Annotated in this window: 9 protein-coding genes; 6 read left to right on the forward strand and 3 right to left on the reverse strand. The window is 43.3% G+C overall.

The genetic code is table 11. The features are described 5' to 3' along the window. Nucleotides 1–762: 762 nt before the first annotated feature. Nucleotides 763–7,578 carry a T9SS type A sorting domain-containing protein gene (locus Q1A23_RS01930; protein ID WP_299818698.1) on the forward strand — a complete coding sequence of 2,272 codons (6,816 nt, stop codon included), beginning with the start codon at nucleotides 763–765 and terminating at the stop codon, nucleotides 7,576–7,578. Between the two features lie 907 nt (nucleotides 7,579–8,485). Here the strand turns inward: Q1A23_RS01930 and Q1A23_RS01935 are convergent. Further along, the gene (locus tag Q1A23_RS01935; protein WP_299818701.1) at nucleotides 8,486–13,714 is read right to left on the reverse strand and encodes a S8 family serine peptidase; all 5,229 of its coding nucleotides are present in this window, start codon (nucleotides 13,712–13,714) and stop codon (nucleotides 8,486–8,488) included. Nucleotides 13,715–14,155: 441 nt separating this feature from the next. Next, nucleotides 14,156–14,962, reverse strand: a complete 807-nt coding sequence (locus Q1A23_RS01940) for a DMT family transporter (RefSeq protein WP_299818835.1) — start codon at nucleotides 14,960–14,962, stop codon at nucleotides 14,156–14,158. On the opposite strand from Q1A23_RS01940, the gene Q1A23_RS01945 reads away from it, so the two are divergent. Beyond that, a complete protein-coding gene (locus Q1A23_RS01945) occupies nucleotides 14,898–15,038 on the forward strand; it encodes a hypothetical protein (RefSeq protein ID WP_299818704.1) in 141 nt (46 codons plus the stop codon). The two genes, Q1A23_RS01940 and Q1A23_RS01945, sit on opposite strands and share 65 nt — an antisense overlap. A gap of 197 nt (nucleotides 15,039–15,235) precedes the next feature. On the opposite strand, the gene dusB is transcribed toward Q1A23_RS01945, so the two are convergent. Continuing rightward, nucleotides 15,236–16,225, reverse strand: a complete 990-nt coding sequence (gene dusB / locus Q1A23_RS01950; RefSeq protein WP_299818707.1) for a tRNA dihydrouridine synthase DusB — start codon at nucleotides 16,223–16,225, stop codon at nucleotides 15,236–15,238. Nucleotides 16,226–16,278: 53 nt separating this feature from the next. On the opposite strand from dusB, the gene Q1A23_RS01955 reads away from it, so the two are divergent. From Q1A23_RS01955 to Q1A23_RS01970, 4 genes are all read left to right on the forward strand, one after another. After that, nucleotides 16,279–17,256 (forward strand): CPBP family intramembrane glutamic endopeptidase, encoded by a 978-nt coding sequence (locus Q1A23_RS01955; RefSeq protein WP_299818710.1) that lies wholly within the window; start codon nucleotides 16,279–16,281, stop codon nucleotides 17,254–17,256. Between the two features lie 64 nt (nucleotides 17,257–17,320). Continuing rightward, nucleotides 17,321–18,148 (forward strand): phosphatidate cytidylyltransferase, encoded by an 828-nt coding sequence (locus tag Q1A23_RS01960; RefSeq protein ID WP_299818713.1) that lies wholly within the window; start codon nucleotides 17,321–17,323, stop codon nucleotides 18,146–18,148. A 93-nt stretch (nucleotides 18,149–18,241) separates the two neighbouring features. Continuing rightward, nucleotides 18,242–19,516 (forward strand): Glu/Leu/Phe/Val dehydrogenase, encoded by a 1,275-nt coding sequence (locus Q1A23_RS01965; RefSeq protein ID WP_299818838.1) that lies wholly within the window; start codon nucleotides 18,242–18,244, stop codon nucleotides 19,514–19,516. A 124-nt stretch (nucleotides 19,517–19,640) separates the two neighbouring features. Further along, the gene (locus Q1A23_RS01970; protein WP_299818716.1) at nucleotides 19,641–20,324 is read left to right on the forward strand and encodes a phosphatidylserine decarboxylase family protein; all 684 of its coding nucleotides are present in this window, start codon (nucleotides 19,641–19,643) and stop codon (nucleotides 20,322–20,324) included. Nucleotides 20,325–20,363: the final 39 nt, after the last annotated feature.

Here is a 20,363-nt window from a genome sequence, read left to right on the forward strand (position 1 = left end):
CATAATAAATATATACATAATGCAAAAATCTCTTATAGTAATAGCTATAAGAGAAAGAATACATATTAACTACAAACTATTTAGCTGTAGCCTTAAATATCACGAAATAATTATAAGCCGCTTATGAGTATTTTTACCCTTATTAAAAACGTATTTCTAACTAAACGTTGTATTGCTCTTACGGCAATTGCTTTAGTTTGGTTGTGCAGTGCAGAAGTTTTTGCTCAGACTAGAACTGCTACATGGGACGGATCTAGTGATAACAGCTGGCATAATGCAGCCAATTGGTCAAATAACCGGGTACCAGATGCAAATACTGCAGTTACGATCAATGGCTACACAGGTACTACTCCTAGACAAATTCAAATTTTAAGTGGTGCGTCATGCTATAGTTTGACAATTGGAGGAAACGTAGCGCTGTTAAGTTTAAGCCAGCTTACAGTTTCCAGGGATGTAACTATAAACGCTAGTGGCAGGTTTGAAAATGCAGGATTGAATGTTAGCTTAATGGGGGATTGGAATAATAATGGAAGCTATGATGAAAGGCGCTCACAAAATTCTAATGGCTATTATTATCCAATTGTGAGGTTTACCGGTAGCCAACAAGTATTAAAGGGCGCATCTGCGAGTGAGTTTAGTGATTTAAGAATTTTATCAGGTAGTAAGGTAACATTAGAAAGCAATGTTACCATTAGCAGAATAATTTCAACAAGAGCTACAAATGTTCAAGTTGAAGGAACTTTGAACGCGGGCGCTAAAAAAATGACATTTGTAAATGCTGATAACTTTTCGGTAGGAGTAAATGGCGTTCTGCAGGTTATGGCATTTGATTTTTATGACAACTACTCCAGTTTCCCTGCTCAAGAAAAAGGTGCTACAATAGAATACGCCAGGTCAGGAGATCAGAACATCGTTGCTACCATACATGATAACTTGTTGATTAGCGGTAGTGGCATTAAATCTCTTACTGGTAACACAACGAACTACGCAGACTATAATGGAGCCGGTGTGGTTGTAAAATCAGGGACAACACTAGATTTAAAAACATATACATTAACAAGAAGCCAAGGCACAACTTCGGGAGGAGAACTTATCGTTGAAAGTGGTGCGAAGCTTTTAATTGGCAATGCTAACACTACTAGTAGTACAAGTAACCCGAGTAATTTCCCTGCAGGTTCACCAGGTTATAGAACTGTTAACCTAAACTCACTTAGTACTGTAGATTATTATGGAGGCAATCAGACAGTTTCAAATCAGGTTTACGGTAATTTGCACCTTACTGGATCAGGCATAAAGATACTGCCTAATAGCTTAATGAACGTTGCCGGTAACTTTGAAGGTAATGGAACGGCGTCTTTTACAGCTAGAGGACCAATAAGTATCTCTAAAAATGTATTGCTAGATGGTACAGCAGTATTTAATGGCGCATCTTTTACCCATACAGTAGGGGGGGATTGGACTAACAATGCTAGTTTTTCTAGTTCTACAAGTACAGTTCAAATGAATGGATCAGGTAAGAACATAGCTGGCTCGGCTGCTAACAATGAGTTTAATAACCTGATTATTAATGGTAATACAAGAATACTTGCTAACAACCTCAATATAGAAGGGAATCTCTCAACAACTGGGGCTAATACTCTAACGCAGATAAATGGTGGTACTGTAACAATGGCTGGAGCTGCTAAGACAATTACAAGTGCTACAGCAGACGCTATTAAATTTCAGAAGCTGGTAGTAAATGGTACTATCAATACAGGCTCCACTTTCACTATCAACGAAGATATTAATGTTACCGGAAGTCTAAATGCAAGTGCTGGTACTGTTTCTTTTACTGATGCTGTTGATGCATTAAATAATACGGATTCAGGTGATAATGACATAACTTCCTCAGGAACGCTGTCCTTCTATGGTATCCGGTTTATGGGCAAAATTGGTTCAGCAAGTTCTTTTGATATCAAATCTGATGTGAGTGGTGCTGGTAAATTTACGGCAACTAATGGTAAAGTTAGGTTTACAGGTGTATCGACTTTCAACGGAGCTCATGACTTCTATGATGTAGAAGTTGCAGGTGCAGGTAAACAGCTAATTATGGCAGGTAGTGCTGATTTAGGTGTGGGGAGAAATTTTACGACTACATCTGGAGGAGCATTTAATGCTACTGCTAACAAACCTAACAAAGTTACTTATAAAGGAACAGTTGCACAGACTGTACTGGCTGCAACTTATCATGATATAGTATTCAGTAATGGAGGGAACAACGCTAAAACAGCTGCAGGTGCACTTACAGTTAATGGTGATATTACAATTAGTGCAGGGGCTACTCTTAGCGCACAAACGCACAACCACCAAATTTATGGAAGCTGGATAAACTCAGGAACATTTACTAATGACAATGGAACTGTAAGCTTTAGAGGTAATACAGACGCAACAATTACGGGTTCTACCACATTTTATAACCTAAACATCAATAAAGCTACTGCTGCTAGTACAGTAACACTTAAGAATGTGATTACTGCTGATAACAACCTTAATATAAACAATGGTATTTTGGTTACAGGAAATAGCAAAGTAAGAGCATTAAAAGATAAAGTGGGAGATGGGTGGATTTTAGGCACTATAACTAGGAAACATGCTTTTAACATTAACACAGAATATGCTTTTAATGCTGAATATAATACAATAAGTTTCTCAGCTGCATCAGGCATTGATTCCGTAACAGTAACTACGACAACTGGTACAGTACAAGGTTTTGCTGGGTCTGCTGCTATAAACAGAACATATCACGTTACTGTGCATAATGGGATTTACGATGGTGCTTTAAAGCTGCAGTACACGCATGCAGACTTGAATGGTAACACGGAAGCAAACTTGCAGCCATGGTACTCAGCTACGGGCACAGGTAATTGGACTGCCTGGACAAGAGACGGTGAAGATGCTAATCAGAATTGGGTAAGAAAAGCGAGTCTTACAAGTATGAATGGGTATTACACTCTTTATGCAAACTCAGGAATTGTTCGCTGGAAAGGTACAACAGACACTCAGTGGAATTTAGCTAGCAACTGGGTAGAGGCTCCAAACGGAGTTGAAAATACAGTACAGCGTGTTCCAAGCTTAGAAGATGTTGTTGAACTTGGAGCTGCGCCCTATATAAACCAGCCAACTATTGCAACCGCTGTTGATATAAAAGGCTTACAGTTTAAAGGAACTACGCAAACTACTCTTACACTTGCACCAGGAGGATCTCTATCAGTTCAAGGTAATCTTACCGCAATTGGAGCAGCTGCGTCAACACCAGTTTTGCATGAAATAAGAACCAATGCTCAGACGCTTACAGTTGGCGGTAATATGATTCTTAATGACGGGGGGGAAGGTAACAACATTAGCTTGGTTAATACTACTGGTGTAATAACTGTTACAGGATCTTTAGACCATAAAGGAGCAGGCGTAATAACATTAGGCACCGGAACATTTAAATTAAGCGGCGACTTTTTAAATGCTGCTTATACGCGTTTCTCAAACGCACTAAACACATCGCCAAGATCGCATGGTGAATTTATTTATGAAGGAGGCAATTCTCAGGTAATTGGTGAAGTGTTGTATCACAACTTAACTATAAATAAGTCAGCAGGTGTTGCTACTTTAACAGCAGCTCAAACTGGCGGTATAACCGGAAATCTCAAAATTCAGGGCGGCACACTATCCATACCAGGAGGAACTTATACTGTAGGTGGAAATATCTTACAAACTGGAGGTACATTTAGTATAGGAGCATCTACACTAAATATAGCTAATGACTGGACTAAAACGGGGGGAGATTTTGAAGCCGGCACGAGTACTGTTGGCTTTATAGGCTCTGCAGCACAAACAATACCTGCTGTTACATTCCATAACCTTACAATAGCCAGACCTGATATAACAACACCTATAACACTTGCTGGCGATGTTTTAGTTAACGCCACTCTTGATGTGCAAAGCGGTTTAGTTAATTTAGGCTTAGACAGACTGGACAGAAGTGCTGTAGGTGGAACATTTAGCTTAAGAGGAACTTCTGTACTTCAGTTGGATGGTTCTAACTTCCCTGCTAATTTTAATAACGATAATTTAGATATTACCAGTAAAGTAGTTTACAAAGGAACAGGTTTACAAAATATAGAGTCAGTAATATATGGTAATCTGGAACTTCTCAATGGAGGAACAGTAGCTAAGAAATTGATAGCTGCCACCCAAGTTAAAGGTGACTTAACAATCAACGAAGGAGCTACTCTTGATGCGAATAGCGAGGCGCTTACGCTTAGCGGACACTTTGCTAATAATGGAAGCTTTATTCCTGGATCTTATAATGCCGATGGAAAAACTGCTCCTACCGGAACTGTGATATTAGCTTCAACCAGTGGTATAGAGAAGACATTATCAGGGAAACATATTTATGTAAATGACTTGCTTGTAGAGAAGGGGGCTCATTATAAGTTCTTAACTGACCTTACCATTCAAGGTGGTATAGACATAGTTGGAGCTGGCAATGTTTTCACAGATACAACAAAGACCACCTTCGACCTTGTAAATAACTCATACTTAAATGCTGCCTCTGCAGTAGTTAGTATAGCTGGAAACTTCAAAAACCAAGGCATCTTGAGGAGTAGTGGATCAGCAACATTCTTGGGTACAAGAGAACAGAATATACAACTGCTGGCGCCTATACTTCCTGGTGATACAGGGGCACCAACAGTAGTGTTTACTGGTGAGGTACCGCCTGTTTTAAACTCTAATACCCCTCCCCAATTTGCGAATGTTACCATTTCTAATATTGGTGGAGTTACCACAAGCGTGAATTGGACAGTACTGGGGTCATTTGTTGTGATGCCCGGGGCTAAATTTCATGGTGGTAGCTTTACACATAATTTTGCCACCGCTTTTACAAATTTAGGCACAGTTACAAGTTCTGGTATTCTCAATTTTGAGCCACTACACCTAGATCAGAAAAGCGATGGCATACTTATGACTTCATTCCCATTCAACATGGGAACAGATTCTACTTCACTACTGAGTACAGGTACAGTAAGGTTTGGAGGTGACAGGCTGATTTTATTAGCAGGGGCTATACCAAGTAAGTTTAATAATTTGATTGTTGCCAATACACATCCTTATGGCATTCAGACGATGCTGTATGGTATTAGCCTTACACAGCTTTCAGAAAAGGTGCCAGCTATTACAGGTACCACATGGAGATTCGATGGAGATTTTAGAATAGAGCAAGGAGCCTTGTTTGTTGCAGGCCCCGGAACACGTTATATTGTGGGTGGCGACATGACAAACAATGGTGTGTTCAATTCTCCCAATGCTGATTTGGTTCTTTTATCTACAAGAGTAGACAAAGTGACTAATGAGATAATCCCTTCTACGGTAAGTGGAGTTGGCGGATTCTCAGTTAGAAATCTTACAGTTGAAGGCGGTGCTAAGGCTAACCTTGAAAGCAATATAACTTTAACAGGTAATTTTAATCATCTAGGGGCTGAACTAAAAGCATCAAACATTGAAATAAACTTTACAGGTACAGCACCGGCAACAGTTAATGCAACTAGTGGCATAATTGGTTTAGGTAACTTAAGAGTATCTAAAACGGGTACAGGCGACCTTACACTTAATACTAATGTAGAAGGTTTAAGGGGGGTACATGTAGAGAGCGGTACTTTAGATGCTACTAATAAAGACCTTATCATGTATGGTGCTACTTCAGGACCTGCTACCGCAACACCTACAGATGAAGCCGGAAATGCTGAGGCAGATCCTGGAATAGGAGAAGATAATGCCATCATGGGAGTTGCAGATAACGCTACTCTAAGAATTGGTGGAGCAAAATCGCTTCCAACTTTTAACCTTTATGCACTTGAACCGGCCAGTACAGTAACTTACTACGGCAGCAACCAGATTATAAAAGACGTGCAGTATGGTAACCTTGATCTGGCAGGTACAAACAGCACAAAAACCTTTACTGCTGGTGCAACAAAAATTGCAGGCAACTTTACAAAAGCATCTGATCTTGCTAACGTAGTTTCCCCTGGTAGTATAGAGTATAATGGTGCAAACGCTCAGGAGGTAGCTGCGATCAACTACACCAACCTTGCATTCAGTAATACAGGTGCTAAAACTTTTGCTACTGGTAAAGCTGGCATCTCTGGTACTGCAACAAAGGAAAGCACAGCTGTTGTAAATGCTGCTAACACAAATGTTACAGTAGATTACAATGGAGCAAGCTCACAGATCGTACTGCCTATAAACTACTATAACCTTGACTTAAGCAATGGTGGCGTAAAATCTTTTACAGGTACTACAGGTATCGCTAAAGATTTTACTATTACAGGTGCTTCGGCAGACTTAGTTACGGCTGCATCAACAATCAACTTTAATGGCAGTACAGCCCAAAAAGTTGCTGGTGCTGCTTACTATGATGTATTGGTTTCAGGAGGAGGCAGCAAAGAGTTTGCAGCTAATGCGCAGGTGGCAAACCGAATGGAATTTGTAAATGGTAAAATAGATACGAAAGCTAATAAGGTTATACTGGCTAACACAGCATCTTTTGTAAACGAGAGCAACACAAATTACTTAACTGGCACCGTTGAAACTACCCGTAATGTAACAGGGGCAGAGTCTTTTGGTGGATTGGGTATGACTGTGACGCCAACGGAAGGCACACCTGGTAGTGTTAAGATAACAAGAGTAACTGGCCCTAATGCAGCTCTTGGTAATGGAGCCAACGTGAAGCGCTACTTCTTATTGGAGCCTTCTACTGCAAACTCTAGTAACCGCGTAGATGTGGCTATTTCATACTTTGACCATGAGTTAGAACCAGAGATGGTAGGTAAAGACGGAGAATTAGTGTTTTACTGGTCTAGTAACAATTCATCATCAGCATACTGGAAATCAATACTGCCAAGTGCAACACCAGCAGGCAAGCAAGTTCAGGGTACTAACCTGGGGCCGACCGGTTACTTTACCTTAGGCCGTACTATAACACCATTACCTGTAGAGCTTATTTCGTTTACAGCGGCTAGAAGCGGTTCTAACGCTGTCATTAACTGGGCTACAGCAATGGAACAGGATAATGACGGCTTTGGAGTAGAAGTATCTACAGATGGCCATACTTACCGCAAGATTGGTTTCGTGAAAAGCAAAGCCGTAAACACTTACTCGAAGCAAGCTTATACTTTTACTGATACAGAAGGTGGCAAGCAAGGTACACGTTATTACCGCCTGCGCCAGCTGGATACAAATGGTGAAGCTCAAGTATACGGACCTAGGGCAGTAGATTTTAACTTGGCAGGCAGCCCTGCAGTTGCTGCGTTCCCTAACCCATTCCAGAGTAGCTTGCAGCTTAGCATCAACACAACAGGCACAGGCAATGCACAAGCCATACTATACGATGCTGCTGGCAGAGTAGTGTATAAGGAGATTATGGCTGTTGAGGCTGGACTAAGCGAGAAGCTGTTAAACACAAACTTCCAGAGTTTGAAGACAGGTTTGTACTTACTTGTTTTTGAAATGAATGGTGAGAAGCAAAGTATAAAAGTGATAAAAAACTAATACGCTTACTTATCACAGTAAAAAGGGGCATCTACTGCAGATGCCCCTTTTTTTGTATTGTATTGAAGCTGTTTTCAAGTGGCCGAAGCCTACACCGTAATCACCACTATGCCTTAATTACTAGAATCTAACAGTACCATTCCAGCTAAAAAAGATGACTATACTACTGCGGTTTGTTGCCTGTTACCAAGCGTTCGTCAAAAGGTGTAGTTACAGGATTTTTATAACTGCTATTACCTATACTATGCTGTATCCAAGTATGATTTAGCGTGATACCCTGCGCCCTTACCTCTCAATCAACTGGCAAAGTATAAGGCCTAACTTTTTATAGTATGAGGTAAATTACTACTGTTGTGGGCTCTACAGTAAAAGGAGCTTGTTTATCCAAAGCTGACAAAGCAGTTTTAGTGCTGTATGATTTTAGCGATAGGTATATCAACAGCATTCATAAAAATGCGCTTACATAGGGAATAGCCTTCTGCCGCACTCTTGCTTGCCTGACATATTAAAGCCCCTGAGAATTAAGAATGTGCTTTACCAGCTAGGTAGCTTTAAGTATGGCAAGTGCATTAGTTAACCTTTTTAAAACGGATTTTTTATACTTGCTTGTCGTATCTAAACAGCTCGTTACAAGTCTGTACTATACCTATAGGTATATACAGAGGCCGGCAAGCAGAGTCAGTATACTTGTTAGTATAACCTGTAAGCCTGTTAAAGCTAAACTAATAGTGTGTAGAGAAACTTATGCTTCGCTACAGAGCCGTAACGAGTATAGGCTGAGCCGGTGGGTTAGGTGAAGTGCCCTGTTTGGCGAACAAATGAATGTATGCCAGTACCTGAACCCTTTTAAAAGCAAAAGGCCCCTGCAAATATTGCAGGGGCCTTTTTAAGTTTGAGCTATACTTGGTTAATTGTTTACTACAACTTTGCGCGTAAGAACTTTGCCGTTTGTATGAACCTGCAGAATGTAAACACCTGTAGACAGGTTGCTTAAATTAACTTGCTGGTCATGTGTTCCGGAAGCTCTGCTTTGAGTATTCTCAAATACCACCTTACCGATGCTATTTACAAGTACAACTTTCACCTTATCAGGTGTCGCAACAGCAAAACTTACTGTAAACTTGCCTGTGTTAGGGTTTGGATATACTTTTAAGCCATTGGCAGCATCAAGGTCTTTTGCACTAGCTGTAAGTGTAACGCTAACTTCATCTGATACTACAGACTCGCAGCCGTTCTCATTTGTAACTTTAACTGTATAAGAACCAGACTGCGTTACAGTTAGCACCTGTGCCGTTGCGCCATCAATAGCCTCACCGTTTAAGTACCACTGGTTGCCAGTTGCTACACTTGATGTAAGCTCTGCGCCGTTCTGAGTGATTGCAGGCTTGGCAGGTCTGTCTAGCACAGTTACTGTTTTACTGATAGTTGCTACACCATTGCAGGCATCGTAAACTTTTAAAGTAATAGTATAAGTGCCCGGAGTGTTGTAAGTAAGATAAGCATGCTTGCCATCTGCTACTCTAGCCTCATCAACGCCTTCGTAAGTCCATTCGTAACGCGCAACGCCAGTAGCTGGAGACGCACTCAGGAATACTTCAGAACCTGCGCAAACTTCAGCTTTATTAGGCTCAATAAAGTTAAAGGCAGCAGTAAGTGGTGTAGTTGTACGTGTGATAGACGGCTGAATGTATAATGAAACGTTCAGACCCCAGCCACTTGCAATAGTAGCCCAAGTACCATTATCCCACATTTCCCAGCTAGTATGAGGAGTTGCATCACCAGCTGTGTTGCTGTTAATAGCTACCTCGTTGCCTGCTTCCTGGTTCAGTAATACCCCAACATAAAAGCGATCGGTCAATGCTACAGGAGCGGCAAAGGTTATATCCGTTACTCTTTCTGCTGTTACATCTGCAACGATATCGCTAATCTTTATGTCTTTAGATGCGATAATATTCTTAGGAGCGCCATTTGTACCGGCATTATCCCATACTACCACCTTAACAGTTGCATTGGCATCAGCAGCTGTGGCAGCGCCAAATTTAATCTTAGTACCTGTAATGTATGCGCCTGCTCTTGCATAATCATAAGCGTTGGCTTTTGCTAGGTCGCCATATGTGTTATTTCCAGTCACGTACCCGCCACCTGTTACTGGGTTTAGAGTTGGAGTGCCTACGAAAGGAGTAAACAGGTTATCGCAAAAGTTGTTGGCTACTGTAATATACTCTTCCTTTACAAGTGGGTCAGACTGTGTGCCTTTCTCTGTGTTTTTAGCTATCAGGCTTACTTTATACTTTCCTGGAGTGGTATACTTTACAATTGGTGCTGCATCAGTTGATGTTGCTGGCTCTGCGCCCTCAAACACCCACTCGTAAGCGTCAGCATCTACAGAGGTGTTGTTGAATGTAATAGACTGTCCGGTAATTAGCTGCGTATAGCTTGCATTGAAGCTTGGCTGCGGCATGCCCTGAATTCTAAGTGCAACATTTACGGTGCGTTTTGGAGCAAGCGGATCGTTCGAGTTAACTATAACGCGTGCAGTATACTCTCCAACATTTAAGCTGGTCACATCAAAGTTAAAGTCAACATCGGTAGCGTTTGCTGCGCTTATCGTACCTGAAACTGGTGTTGTAGTTAACCAGGTTGGCGCGCCAAGTGCTCTTACTTTGAATGCGCTAGTATTGTAGGCAGTCCATGTAGTACCGTTAGAGCTATAGTAGTTGGTATTTGCAGGAGGCGTTACCGTATTAATTCCTTGCGGATAAGTAACTCCAGTATGAACAAACACAACCCAGAAAATATCGCCCTGTACAAAGCGCTGCTGCTGCTGCAACGGCACCGTTATCATAGAGCCGTTGTTAGCTGATGCAGGGGCATTAACCGTTTGCTCTAGTAGCAAAGTGCCTGCAGAAGGTGAAGCACCGCCTTTGTAAATTTTAACAACAACATCCTTAGTTGTAGCAGCCATACTTCTGTAGTAGTTCTGCACCTGTGCCAAGGTAAACTTAGGTACGGTAACGTTAAACTTAACAGCTACATGGAAAGGAACTGTAGTATTGTTTAGGCCTAGGTAGCTGTCAGCGTTACGTTCAGCATCGTAACCAAGGCTTTGGCTAGGGTCTACCATTACCTGAAGTGCATAATCCAGGGCAGCTTCGCCGGCATTTCGGATATTAACTTTTCTGGTTGCGGTAGTAGCTACATCTTTATCAATTGTTAAGCTCACGTTAGTTGGCTCAACAGAGGCAACCGGAGGGTTAACGAGCGTTGCTGTTAGGGTAACCTCAGTTGTTGGGGCATTAGGGTCGTTAGAGGCTAGTATAAGTTTACCGCTTAGAGCAGCCTTCTTAGAAGGAGTAAACTTAACGTTGATTTCCTGTTGAGTACCTGGCTGTATTGTAATAGGCGTAGCAGGCGTAACTGCAAAATCTGCAGCGGTAAATTCGCCGCCAGCTACAGTTGCTGAGTTAATAACTAAAGCAGCTACCCCAGTATTTTTTACAACAACTTTCTGAGTTCTGCTAGCGCCAACGAATAGTGTACCAAAGTCAGCGGTTGCAGACTGTAGTGAAATAGCAGGTTGGCCACCTGTTACAGTTAAAGTAAAAGGTTTTTTAACAGTTGGTGTTACAGGGTCGTTGCTGCTAAATAGCAGCTCTGCCTGGTAAGTGCCATTTACGATGTTGGAAGCATCTACATCAAGTGTAGTATTTCCGGAAGCACCGGTTGCAAGTGTTCCTGTTGATGGGCTAAGGGCGATCCATTCAGCATTGATGGCACGCATTTTTAAAGCCGCAACGTTTAGGAAAGCAGCCATTGGCTGCATATCACCATAACTAGCGCCACCATCGCTGCTCAGGAAGAACACACCTGGTCTGGCACCAGTATTATCTATACCCTGTGGCGTACCAAGACCTGCCGGTATAATAAATTCAACCCAGAAGGTTTCGTTAGCTTGTAATTGCTGCGGCTGGTCTAGCTTTATAGTTTGAAGGCTTCCTCCGGCTGGCACTAAAACTGTTGCTGTTTGTGTAGTTAGCAGCGTAGCATTTTTAGGGTTTGTACCACCTTTGTATATACGTACTCCCACTTCTGCGTTTGCAGCAATCGCATTGTTGATATAATTCTGAACGTGTGTCAGGTTAAATCCTCGTGCACCTGCCTCAAATTTAGTAACTGCATTAAAGCTGCTGCTACCAAATCCAAAGCTGTTGTCCGGGCCAGCCTGCTGCTTGTCGTATGACAAAAGGTTAGGGCCAGCAAGCGGTATGGCATAGGCCTTATACTCAAGCGTTGCAGAACCAGTATTTTCTATTGTAAGCTGTGATGTAGCAGTATTGCCATTGCTTCTGTCTATCGAAAGCGAGATGGAAGCAGGGGCTACCTGTATAACTGGCGCCGTTTGCGTTTGCGTTGTAACTATGTTAGAAAGCGGAGACTTTTCGCCATACAATGCCTTGGCTACCAAAGCAAAGTAATAGTTTGTGTTTGGTGTAAGGCCTTTTACAGTTATACTCTGAGCAGTACCTGCAGCAGCAGGTGTTACATACATGTAAGCTTTAGTAGCTGCCTCAAAGTTATCGGCTGTGATAGGAGAAGTGGCATAACGCAGATCATAAACCGTAGCTGCTTCTGCGCCTGCTACACTTGGAGCAGTCCAGGCCAGATCTACCTCTATTTGAGATGTTCTGGTTATGTTAAGGTTTGTGATGGCTGCAGGAGCATCTACGTTAGTAACGCCCTGTATAGCCTGTATTGCTTTGTAAGCGTTGATACGGCCTGCACCAAGTTTACCGGCAAGTGCTGCCGATTGGCCTGCGACACCTTCCAGCGGATCAGCAGTTGCCTTAAGGATTTGAGTGATAGCCTGAGGTGTTAAGTTAGGATTCTCTGACAGCATCAATGCTACCATGCCTGCCACCATAGGAGTAGACATGGATGTGCCGTTGTAAGAAGTATAAGCTCCGTTTGTGCCATCATTTGCGGTAACAGTACTTAAAATGCCAGAACCCGGTGCCGAGATATCAACCCATGTTCCATAGTTAGAGAAACTGCTTTTCAGGTCGCTGGCATCTGTACTGGCTACGGCAATTACGTTGTCGTAAGCAGCTGGGTAGTGTTTGGTTTCGATGTTATCGTTACCGGCCGCAGCCACGAAAACCACGCCATTGGCAGTACCTTCGTTAATGATGTTCTGCACCGTCTGGCTAAAGCCCGTACCACCATAAGACATACTTACAACCCTGGCGCCCTGGCTAATGGCGTAGATTATGCCATCTGTGCCACGCTCAATAGAGCGGGTGTTTGGAGTATTGTCTGTTGTACATTTAACACCGATGATAGAAACCAGGTTGTTACTTACAGAAGCTATACCAACATTATTGTTAGTAACAGCTCCGGCAATACCGGCACAATGCGTACCGTGCGAGAATCTGTCTGGGTTAGCCTGGTTTACGCCTGATGATGGAGGGCGTGTATTGCTGTCCTTATCGGCTACGTCGTAGCTTTTTGCAAGGTCTATGTTTGCTGCAAGGTCAGGGTGCGTCGAAAGTACGGCATCATCCACAATAGCAAGTACGGTTTTGCTAGTGCCTGTATGAATGCCGAATGCCTCCACAGCCTGGATTTTAGCCATAGCATATTGGCCGTTATTTACAAAGCTAGGGTCGTTAGGAGAAACAGAGGTAACGTAATAAGGTACGCGTTCTGCATACTCTACTTCCGGCATCATGTTTAGCTCCAGCAACAACTGGCTTACCTTGCTCTCGTTTTCAAGCACTACCTCATAGGTGTTCTTGAAAGACGGTAGCTTAGCCGATGTAGGCAAGGCTGTTAAGCGGGTTGTTTCGTAACGTTGTATGGTAAGGTTGATGAAGTCGGTAGCGGCCTTCTGGGGTTTGCTGGCTTTATTCTCAAATGTTTGAAAGCCGGCTTGGCCGTTCTTCAGCTTTACGTAAATGCGGTCTGACCAATACTCAGGGAAAGAAGTTGAGCCCAGAGCAGTAGCAGCACTTGCAGCAACTTTAGCTTTAACAGCTTTGCTGTCAGCCTCTGAAAAAAGAGGAGCGGAATAGGCTGTTTTTGCCTTAGACACAGGCTTGCTACCATTAGCATCCTGCAGCTGAGGTGTTTGAGCCATACTTTGCCCGCACAAGGATAGCATGAGGCAGAGTAGTAAAGGTTTCTTCATAAAAAAAATTAAGGTTAGAAAATTGTTGTGATGTTGTGCACTAAAAAATGTACTCAGAAAGCCACACATACCTCTTGCATACCTTAGGCGGAAGCTCGGCTAAAGAGAAAGCGGTTTGATAGCAGTAATAAAGTTTAAGGCAAAGAGTAATCCTTAGGCAAGCTAAGAATCCATTCAGAGCGTAGATTTAGAGCAAAAACCACATAATTAAGTAATGTGGCAGGCGTACTAAAGTATAAAATTGATATTCGATTGACAATTTAATGAAAAACTACAAATAAACTATATAGATAGCTACATACTTTATTTATCTGGATTTAAAGTATAACATGCTACACTTCTGCTGTATGTTATATTTTATCAGATGTTATTTCAGTTTGATTTGGCAGTTTATTTTGCTCGGTTTACAATAAATACGCCTGCCAGCACAACCAGCATTCCCAGGTAGTGCCACAATTGTATGGTTTCGCCATCCAGCACCCCCCACATTAAGGCTACAATAGGAATAAGATAGGTAGAAGAACTGGCAAAAAGCGTAGTAGAAATGTGTATAAGCTTGTTAAAAAGCACCAGGCCCACCGCTGTGCTGAAAACAGCAAGTAAGGCGATGTATAGAAATGCTTCCCAGGCACCGGGTGTATGCTGCAGTTTGCCTGCCACATCTGTGGTTAAGAGATAGCCAAAGGCAATAGGTGCCACCGTTAACAAAGCCATGCTCGACATAACCAGCGGTTTCATGCCTTGCAGGCGGTGCTTGATGATGTTAACGCTGCCACCATAGCAGATAGTAGCCACTACAATGTATAAGCCATAGTACTTGTTGCTCATGTCTGCGTTGCCATTGCCCGAAAAGATAAGTATACCTGTGCCAGCAATGCCTATGATTATTCCCAGCATGCGCATCCAGGTAATGGACTGCCTGAAGAACATGGCTCCAACCAATAAAGTAAACAGAGCAGTTAATGAATTTAAGACACCCGCTAAACCGCTAGCCAGCCGGGTTTCGGCGTAGGCAAACAAAAATGCGGGTATAAGATTTCCGAGCAGTCCGCTGCCAACCAAAAACTTCCAGCGGTGCGGTTCTACTTCTTTTATATGTTTTATCGCAAAAGGGGCCAACGTAAGAAAAGCAATGGCAATGCGCAATGCACCTAACTCATCAGAAGAAAATACTACTAGTCCTTTTTTGATAAGTATAAAAGAAGTACCCCAGATTAAAGCAAGTATAATAATCAGGAACCAGGCGAGTGCCGGTGTAGAAGTGGTTTTCTGAGTTGCGGGAGTAGTAGCTGTTTTGATAGCTTGAGAATTAAAAAGTTAGCGAGTTATAACTTAGTTGCAAAAGTATGGGTTTGAAAGTGAATTTTGAATGGCGATAGATTAAAATTATACTTCCCAATAAGTATAAAAGCCTCCTGCAGATACAACTGCAGGAGGCTTTCTCAAAGATCTCTTTATCGTTAAAACGCCTTAAACTTCCTCATAGCTCATAGTATGAGCTATTGCGTCCAGGGTATCGTAGATTTCCTGTATGTCTTCAGACTGCACCAGTTTCATGCGGAGCGGCTTAAAATGTGGCAAACCCCGGAAATAATTTGTGTAGTGGCGGCGCATCTCAAAAATACCCAGCTTATCGCCTTTCCACTCCAGGGAGTGGGTAAAGTGCTGGCGACATACTTCTACGCGTTCTTCTAAGGTTGGCCCGGGCAATGTTTCTCCGGTAGCCATGTAATGCTTTATCTCATTAAAGATCCAGGGGTAGCCAATGCTGGCGCGCCCAATCATAATACCATCAACACCATAGCGGTTGCGGTACTCCAAGGCTTTCTGCGGCGAGTCTATATCACCGTTGCCGAAGATAGGGATTTTCATGCGCGGGTTGTTTTTTACCTCTGCAATTAAGCTCCAATCAGCTTCGCCTTTATACATTTGCACGCGCGTGCGGCCATGTATACTTAGCGCCTGTATACCAATGTCCTGCAATCTCTCAGCTGTTTCCACGATATACTTAGTGCTCTCGTCCCAGCCTAAACGTGTTTTTACAGTAACCGGCAGGTGCGTGGCTTTTACAATCTCCTCGGTCATCTTCACCATCTTGGGCACATCGCGCAGCAGCGCAGCGCCGGCACCTTTACAGGCCACGTTCTTTACCGGGCAACCGTAGTTTATATCGATCAGGTCCGGGCCTGCCTGCGACGATACAATGGCTGCTTCACGCATCGAATCAATGTCGGAGCCAAAAATTTGTATGCCTATAGGGCGCTCATAATCAAATATATCAAGCTTTTGCACACTCTTGGCGGCATCGCGTATCAAACCCTCCGAGGATATAAACTCCGTATACATTAAATCTGCGCCATTAGCCTTACACACCTTTCGGAACGGCGGATCGCTCACGTCTTCCATCGGTGCCAGCAACAGCGGGAACTCACCCAACTCTATGTTCGCTATCTTTACCAAAGCAAAATTTAAATTTTCGCGTAAATTTACGTCAATTAAACCTAAACTTCTGTATGAAAGGTTTCATCTCCAAAGATCTACACCCGTTTTGGGTACTTTTATTACTGCTAGCTTTCATGATAGCCGGTATGTTTATCGCTTATTTTGTATTTAGCCTGCTGGTAACCTGGGTTTTTGGAATAAGTATACTTGAGTTTGCCACAGTTGCAGAAAATCCCGCATCTAACCCAAACGGCGCCAATATAATGCTACTGATGCAGGGTGTGCTGCAGTTTTTCTCGTTTGTGGTGGCTCCGCTTTACATGCTAAAGGCCTTTGGGTATAACCTGGATACCTACCTGAACTGGAAAGTTAAACCATCTGCCTTGCTGTTACTGCTTAGCGGCCTTTTAATTGTGGTGTTGATGCCTGCTAACTCTATGGTGATAGATTGGAATGCAAAACTGGAACTGCCAGGGTTTATGCAGGAGTTTGCAGAGTGGGCCAGGGCCAAAGAAAACGAGATGGCTGAGCTGACGAAGCTTATCGCCGACTTTAGCACATTGCCGAAGCTGTTGGTTGGTATTATTGTAGTGGCTGTTATACCTGCCATTGGCGAAGAACTGGTTTTTAGAGGCGTGCTGCAGCGCCAGTTGCACCGCTGGACAAACAACACGCATGTGGCTATATGGGTGGCAGCCATCGTTTTTTCAAGTATACACATGCAGTTTTTCGGTTTCATCCCGCGCATGGTGCTTGGCGCTCTCTTTGGTTATTTATACTTTTGGTCCGGCCGTATTAGCGTACCTATAATAGCACACTTTGTAAACAATGGCTTTACGGTGTTTTTGCTATACTTACAGCAAACCGGTAAAATAAATTTTGATGTGGAAAGCACAGACGCCATGCCATGGATATGGGTGCTCCTGTCGCTGGTGCTCACAGCAGGTATTTTATACTATTTATATCAGCAATTTTCGCCGCTGCCTGTGCGAGAGGCAAGTGTAGCCGAGGCTAAGGCTGGTATCCGGCAAGATGAGGACGAATATTAACGGCTACAGCCGCATTATAAAAACTTAAAACCTACACAGGCTGTAAGCCAATCAAATCCCTTTCATGAGTAAAAAATTATCTACACTTAGCAACCTGAGCCAAAGAATTATAGTGGGAGTGCTGGGTGCAGCCATTTTTGTAGGAAGTATACTATTTGGTGAGTGGACCTATTTCATTTTGTTTCTGGGACTGACGCTACTGGGTATACTTGAGTTTTACAGGCTGGTGCAAGTGCAGGGCATTATGCCGCATCGCGGTATAGGTGTAACATTGGGAGCAGTATTTTACACTTCGGTTTTTCTGGTAGAGAGAGAATTGGTGGCTGCAGAGATTATGTACATATCAGCTCCGCTGCTTTTTCTGGTGTTTATCCTGGAGATGTACAGAAAACATCCGCAGCCTTTTACCAACATTGCCTTTACCATAATGGGTGCTGTTTACATTGCCGGCCCTTTTGGCTTGCTGCACACACTCGCTTTTATAGAGGGTGCATACAGTTGGCAGCCCATACTTGGCCTTATGCTCCTGATCTGGGCATCTGACACAGGCGCCTACATTGCCGGAAAAAACTTTGGCAAGAATAAGCTTTTTGAGCGCATCTCGCCGGGCAAGACCTGGGAGGGCTGGATAGGAGGCACTTTGCTGGCAGTAGCAGTCGGATACGTTCTGTCCCTTTTCTTTACCGATCTGCAAACATACCAATGGGTAATAGTAGCCTTTTTAGTAGCCGTTTTTGGCGTTTGGGGCGACTTAACAGAATCTTTACTAAAGCGCAGCCTTGGCGTAAAAGACTCAGGCACTTTGCTTCCTGGCCATGGCGGTATCCTGGACCGTTTCGACAGCCTTTTGATGGCAATCCCGTTTATAGTGGCATTCCTCAAAATCTTCTAAAATATTTTTCGTTTAACCGCTTGGGGTTGTAAGTATAATTCTCAACTTTACTGCCATAAAATCATTAATCAACGCTAAAATTTATAGTAGATGATGTTATATAAAGAGCCTGCACCGATAAAGGACCGCGAAAATCCTTTTGAATCGATGATGTCGCGATTTAACATTGCGGCCGAAGTATTAGGGCTTGACGAGGAAACGTACAATGTTTTGAAGTCGCCTGCACGCCAGGTGATCGTAAACGTACCAGTTACGATGGACGATGGCAAAGTGCGTGTGTTTGAGGGATACCGTGTGGTGCACTCTACTATTCTGGGCCCATCTAAAGGAGGTATTCGTTATGCTCCGGATGTTTTCCTGGATGAGGTAAAGGCCCTTGCTGCCTGGATGACCTGGAAATGTGCCGTGGTGGACATTCCTTACGGTGGTGCAAAAGGTGGTATCATCTGCGACCCTTATTCTATGTCTGCCGGTGAGATAGAGCGTTTAACAAGAGCTTATACACAGTCTTTAGTTGATATCTTTGGCCCTGACCGTGATATTCCTGCACCGGATATGGGTACAGGCCCGCGCGAAATGGCCTGGTTAATGGACGAGTACTCTAAAACAAAAGGCTCTACAGAGCACGCAGTAGTAACAGGCAAGCCGCTTGTTTTAGGTGGCTCATTAGGTCGCGTAGAGGCAACAGGCCGTGGTGTTATGGTATCAGCAATGGCTGCCATGGATAAGTTGGGCATGGACCCTGCAAAATCTACTGCAGCCGTACAAGGCTTTGGTAACGTAGGCTCGTGGGCTGCAAAGCTGATGGCCGAGCGCGGTGTAAAGATATTGGGCGTAAGCGATGTAAGCGGTGCTTACTGGAACGACAACGGTATCGATATTGAGGAGGCTATTGAGTACAAGAACAATAACAACGGCCGCTTAGAAGGATACAAAGGCGCTGAGCAAATGGACCCGGATGATCTGTTGACTTCTAAAGTGGATGTACTGGTGCCGGCTGCTGTTGAGGACGTGATAACGATCCACAACGTAGAAAAAATACAGGCTCGCCTGATTGTAGAAGGTGCAAACGGACCTACCTCATACAAAGCCGATAAAATCATCAACGAAAAAGGCATTATGGTTGTACCTGATATCCTGGCAAACTCGGGTGGTGTAACGGTATCATACTTTGAGTGGGTTCAGAACCGTATGGGCTTTAAATGGACGCTTGATCGCGTAAACGAGCGTGCTGAGCGCATCATGAACGAATCATTTGAGCGTGTTTACGCTGCCTCGCAAAAGTATAACGTACCAATGCGTATAGCCGCATATATAGTGGCAATTGATAAAGTTGCCATGACTTATAAGTATCGCGGAGGCTTCTAAGCGAAGTTTTTTATAAAAAAATTCAAAAGTTTATATAATTTTGAAGCAGGATAATAGCCCATCCACTAAACCGGATGGGCTATTATAAGTTATATAAAGTACTTGCGGCAAATTCAGAACACGAATGAAGATTCATAAAGAAGGACGAAGAATTCTATTTTTTACTTTGTTGATATTAGTGGTGCTAAACCTATTGCTCTACAATTTCAATTCAGAGAACGGTACCTTTAACAGAATTTTATCGGGTGTTTCCGTAGTGCTTTTTCTGCTTATCCTGCAGTTTTTCCGCAGCCCTTATCGCACGCTGTTGCTGCACGATGATTTGATTATTGCCCCTGCTGATGGTAAGGTTGTTGTAATTGAGGAGGTAGAGGAGCCAGAGTATTTTAAGGATAAGCGCAAGCAGATATCTATTTTCATGTCTCCGATTAACGTGCACATTACGCGTAATCCGGTTTCTGGTATCGTGAAGTATTTTAAATACCATCCGGGCAATTACTTTGTAGCCTGGCATCCAAAATCAAGCACACAGAACGAGCGTACAACTGTGGTGGTAGAGTCTACTGCCGGCCCTGAGGTGCTTTTCCGCCAGATTGCCGGAGCCATGGCACGCCGCATTGTGTGGTATGTAAGCGAAGGTGATGAGGTAAGCCAGGGCGAGGAGTTCGGATTTATTAAGTTTGGTTCGCGCGTAGATATCTTTGTGCCACTAGACACGGAAATAAAAGCTGAGCTTGGCCAGAAAACGAAAGGTGGACAGACTGTTATCGCACAGCTTAAAACGCCGCCTCCAACTATTTTCGGATAGTTTAAGGACACGACACACAAATAGGATCACTATAAAACA

The organism is uncultured Pontibacter sp., from assembly GCF_947492645.1.
GTDB lineage: Bacteria > Bacteroidota > Bacteroidia > Cytophagales > Hymenobacteraceae > Pontibacter.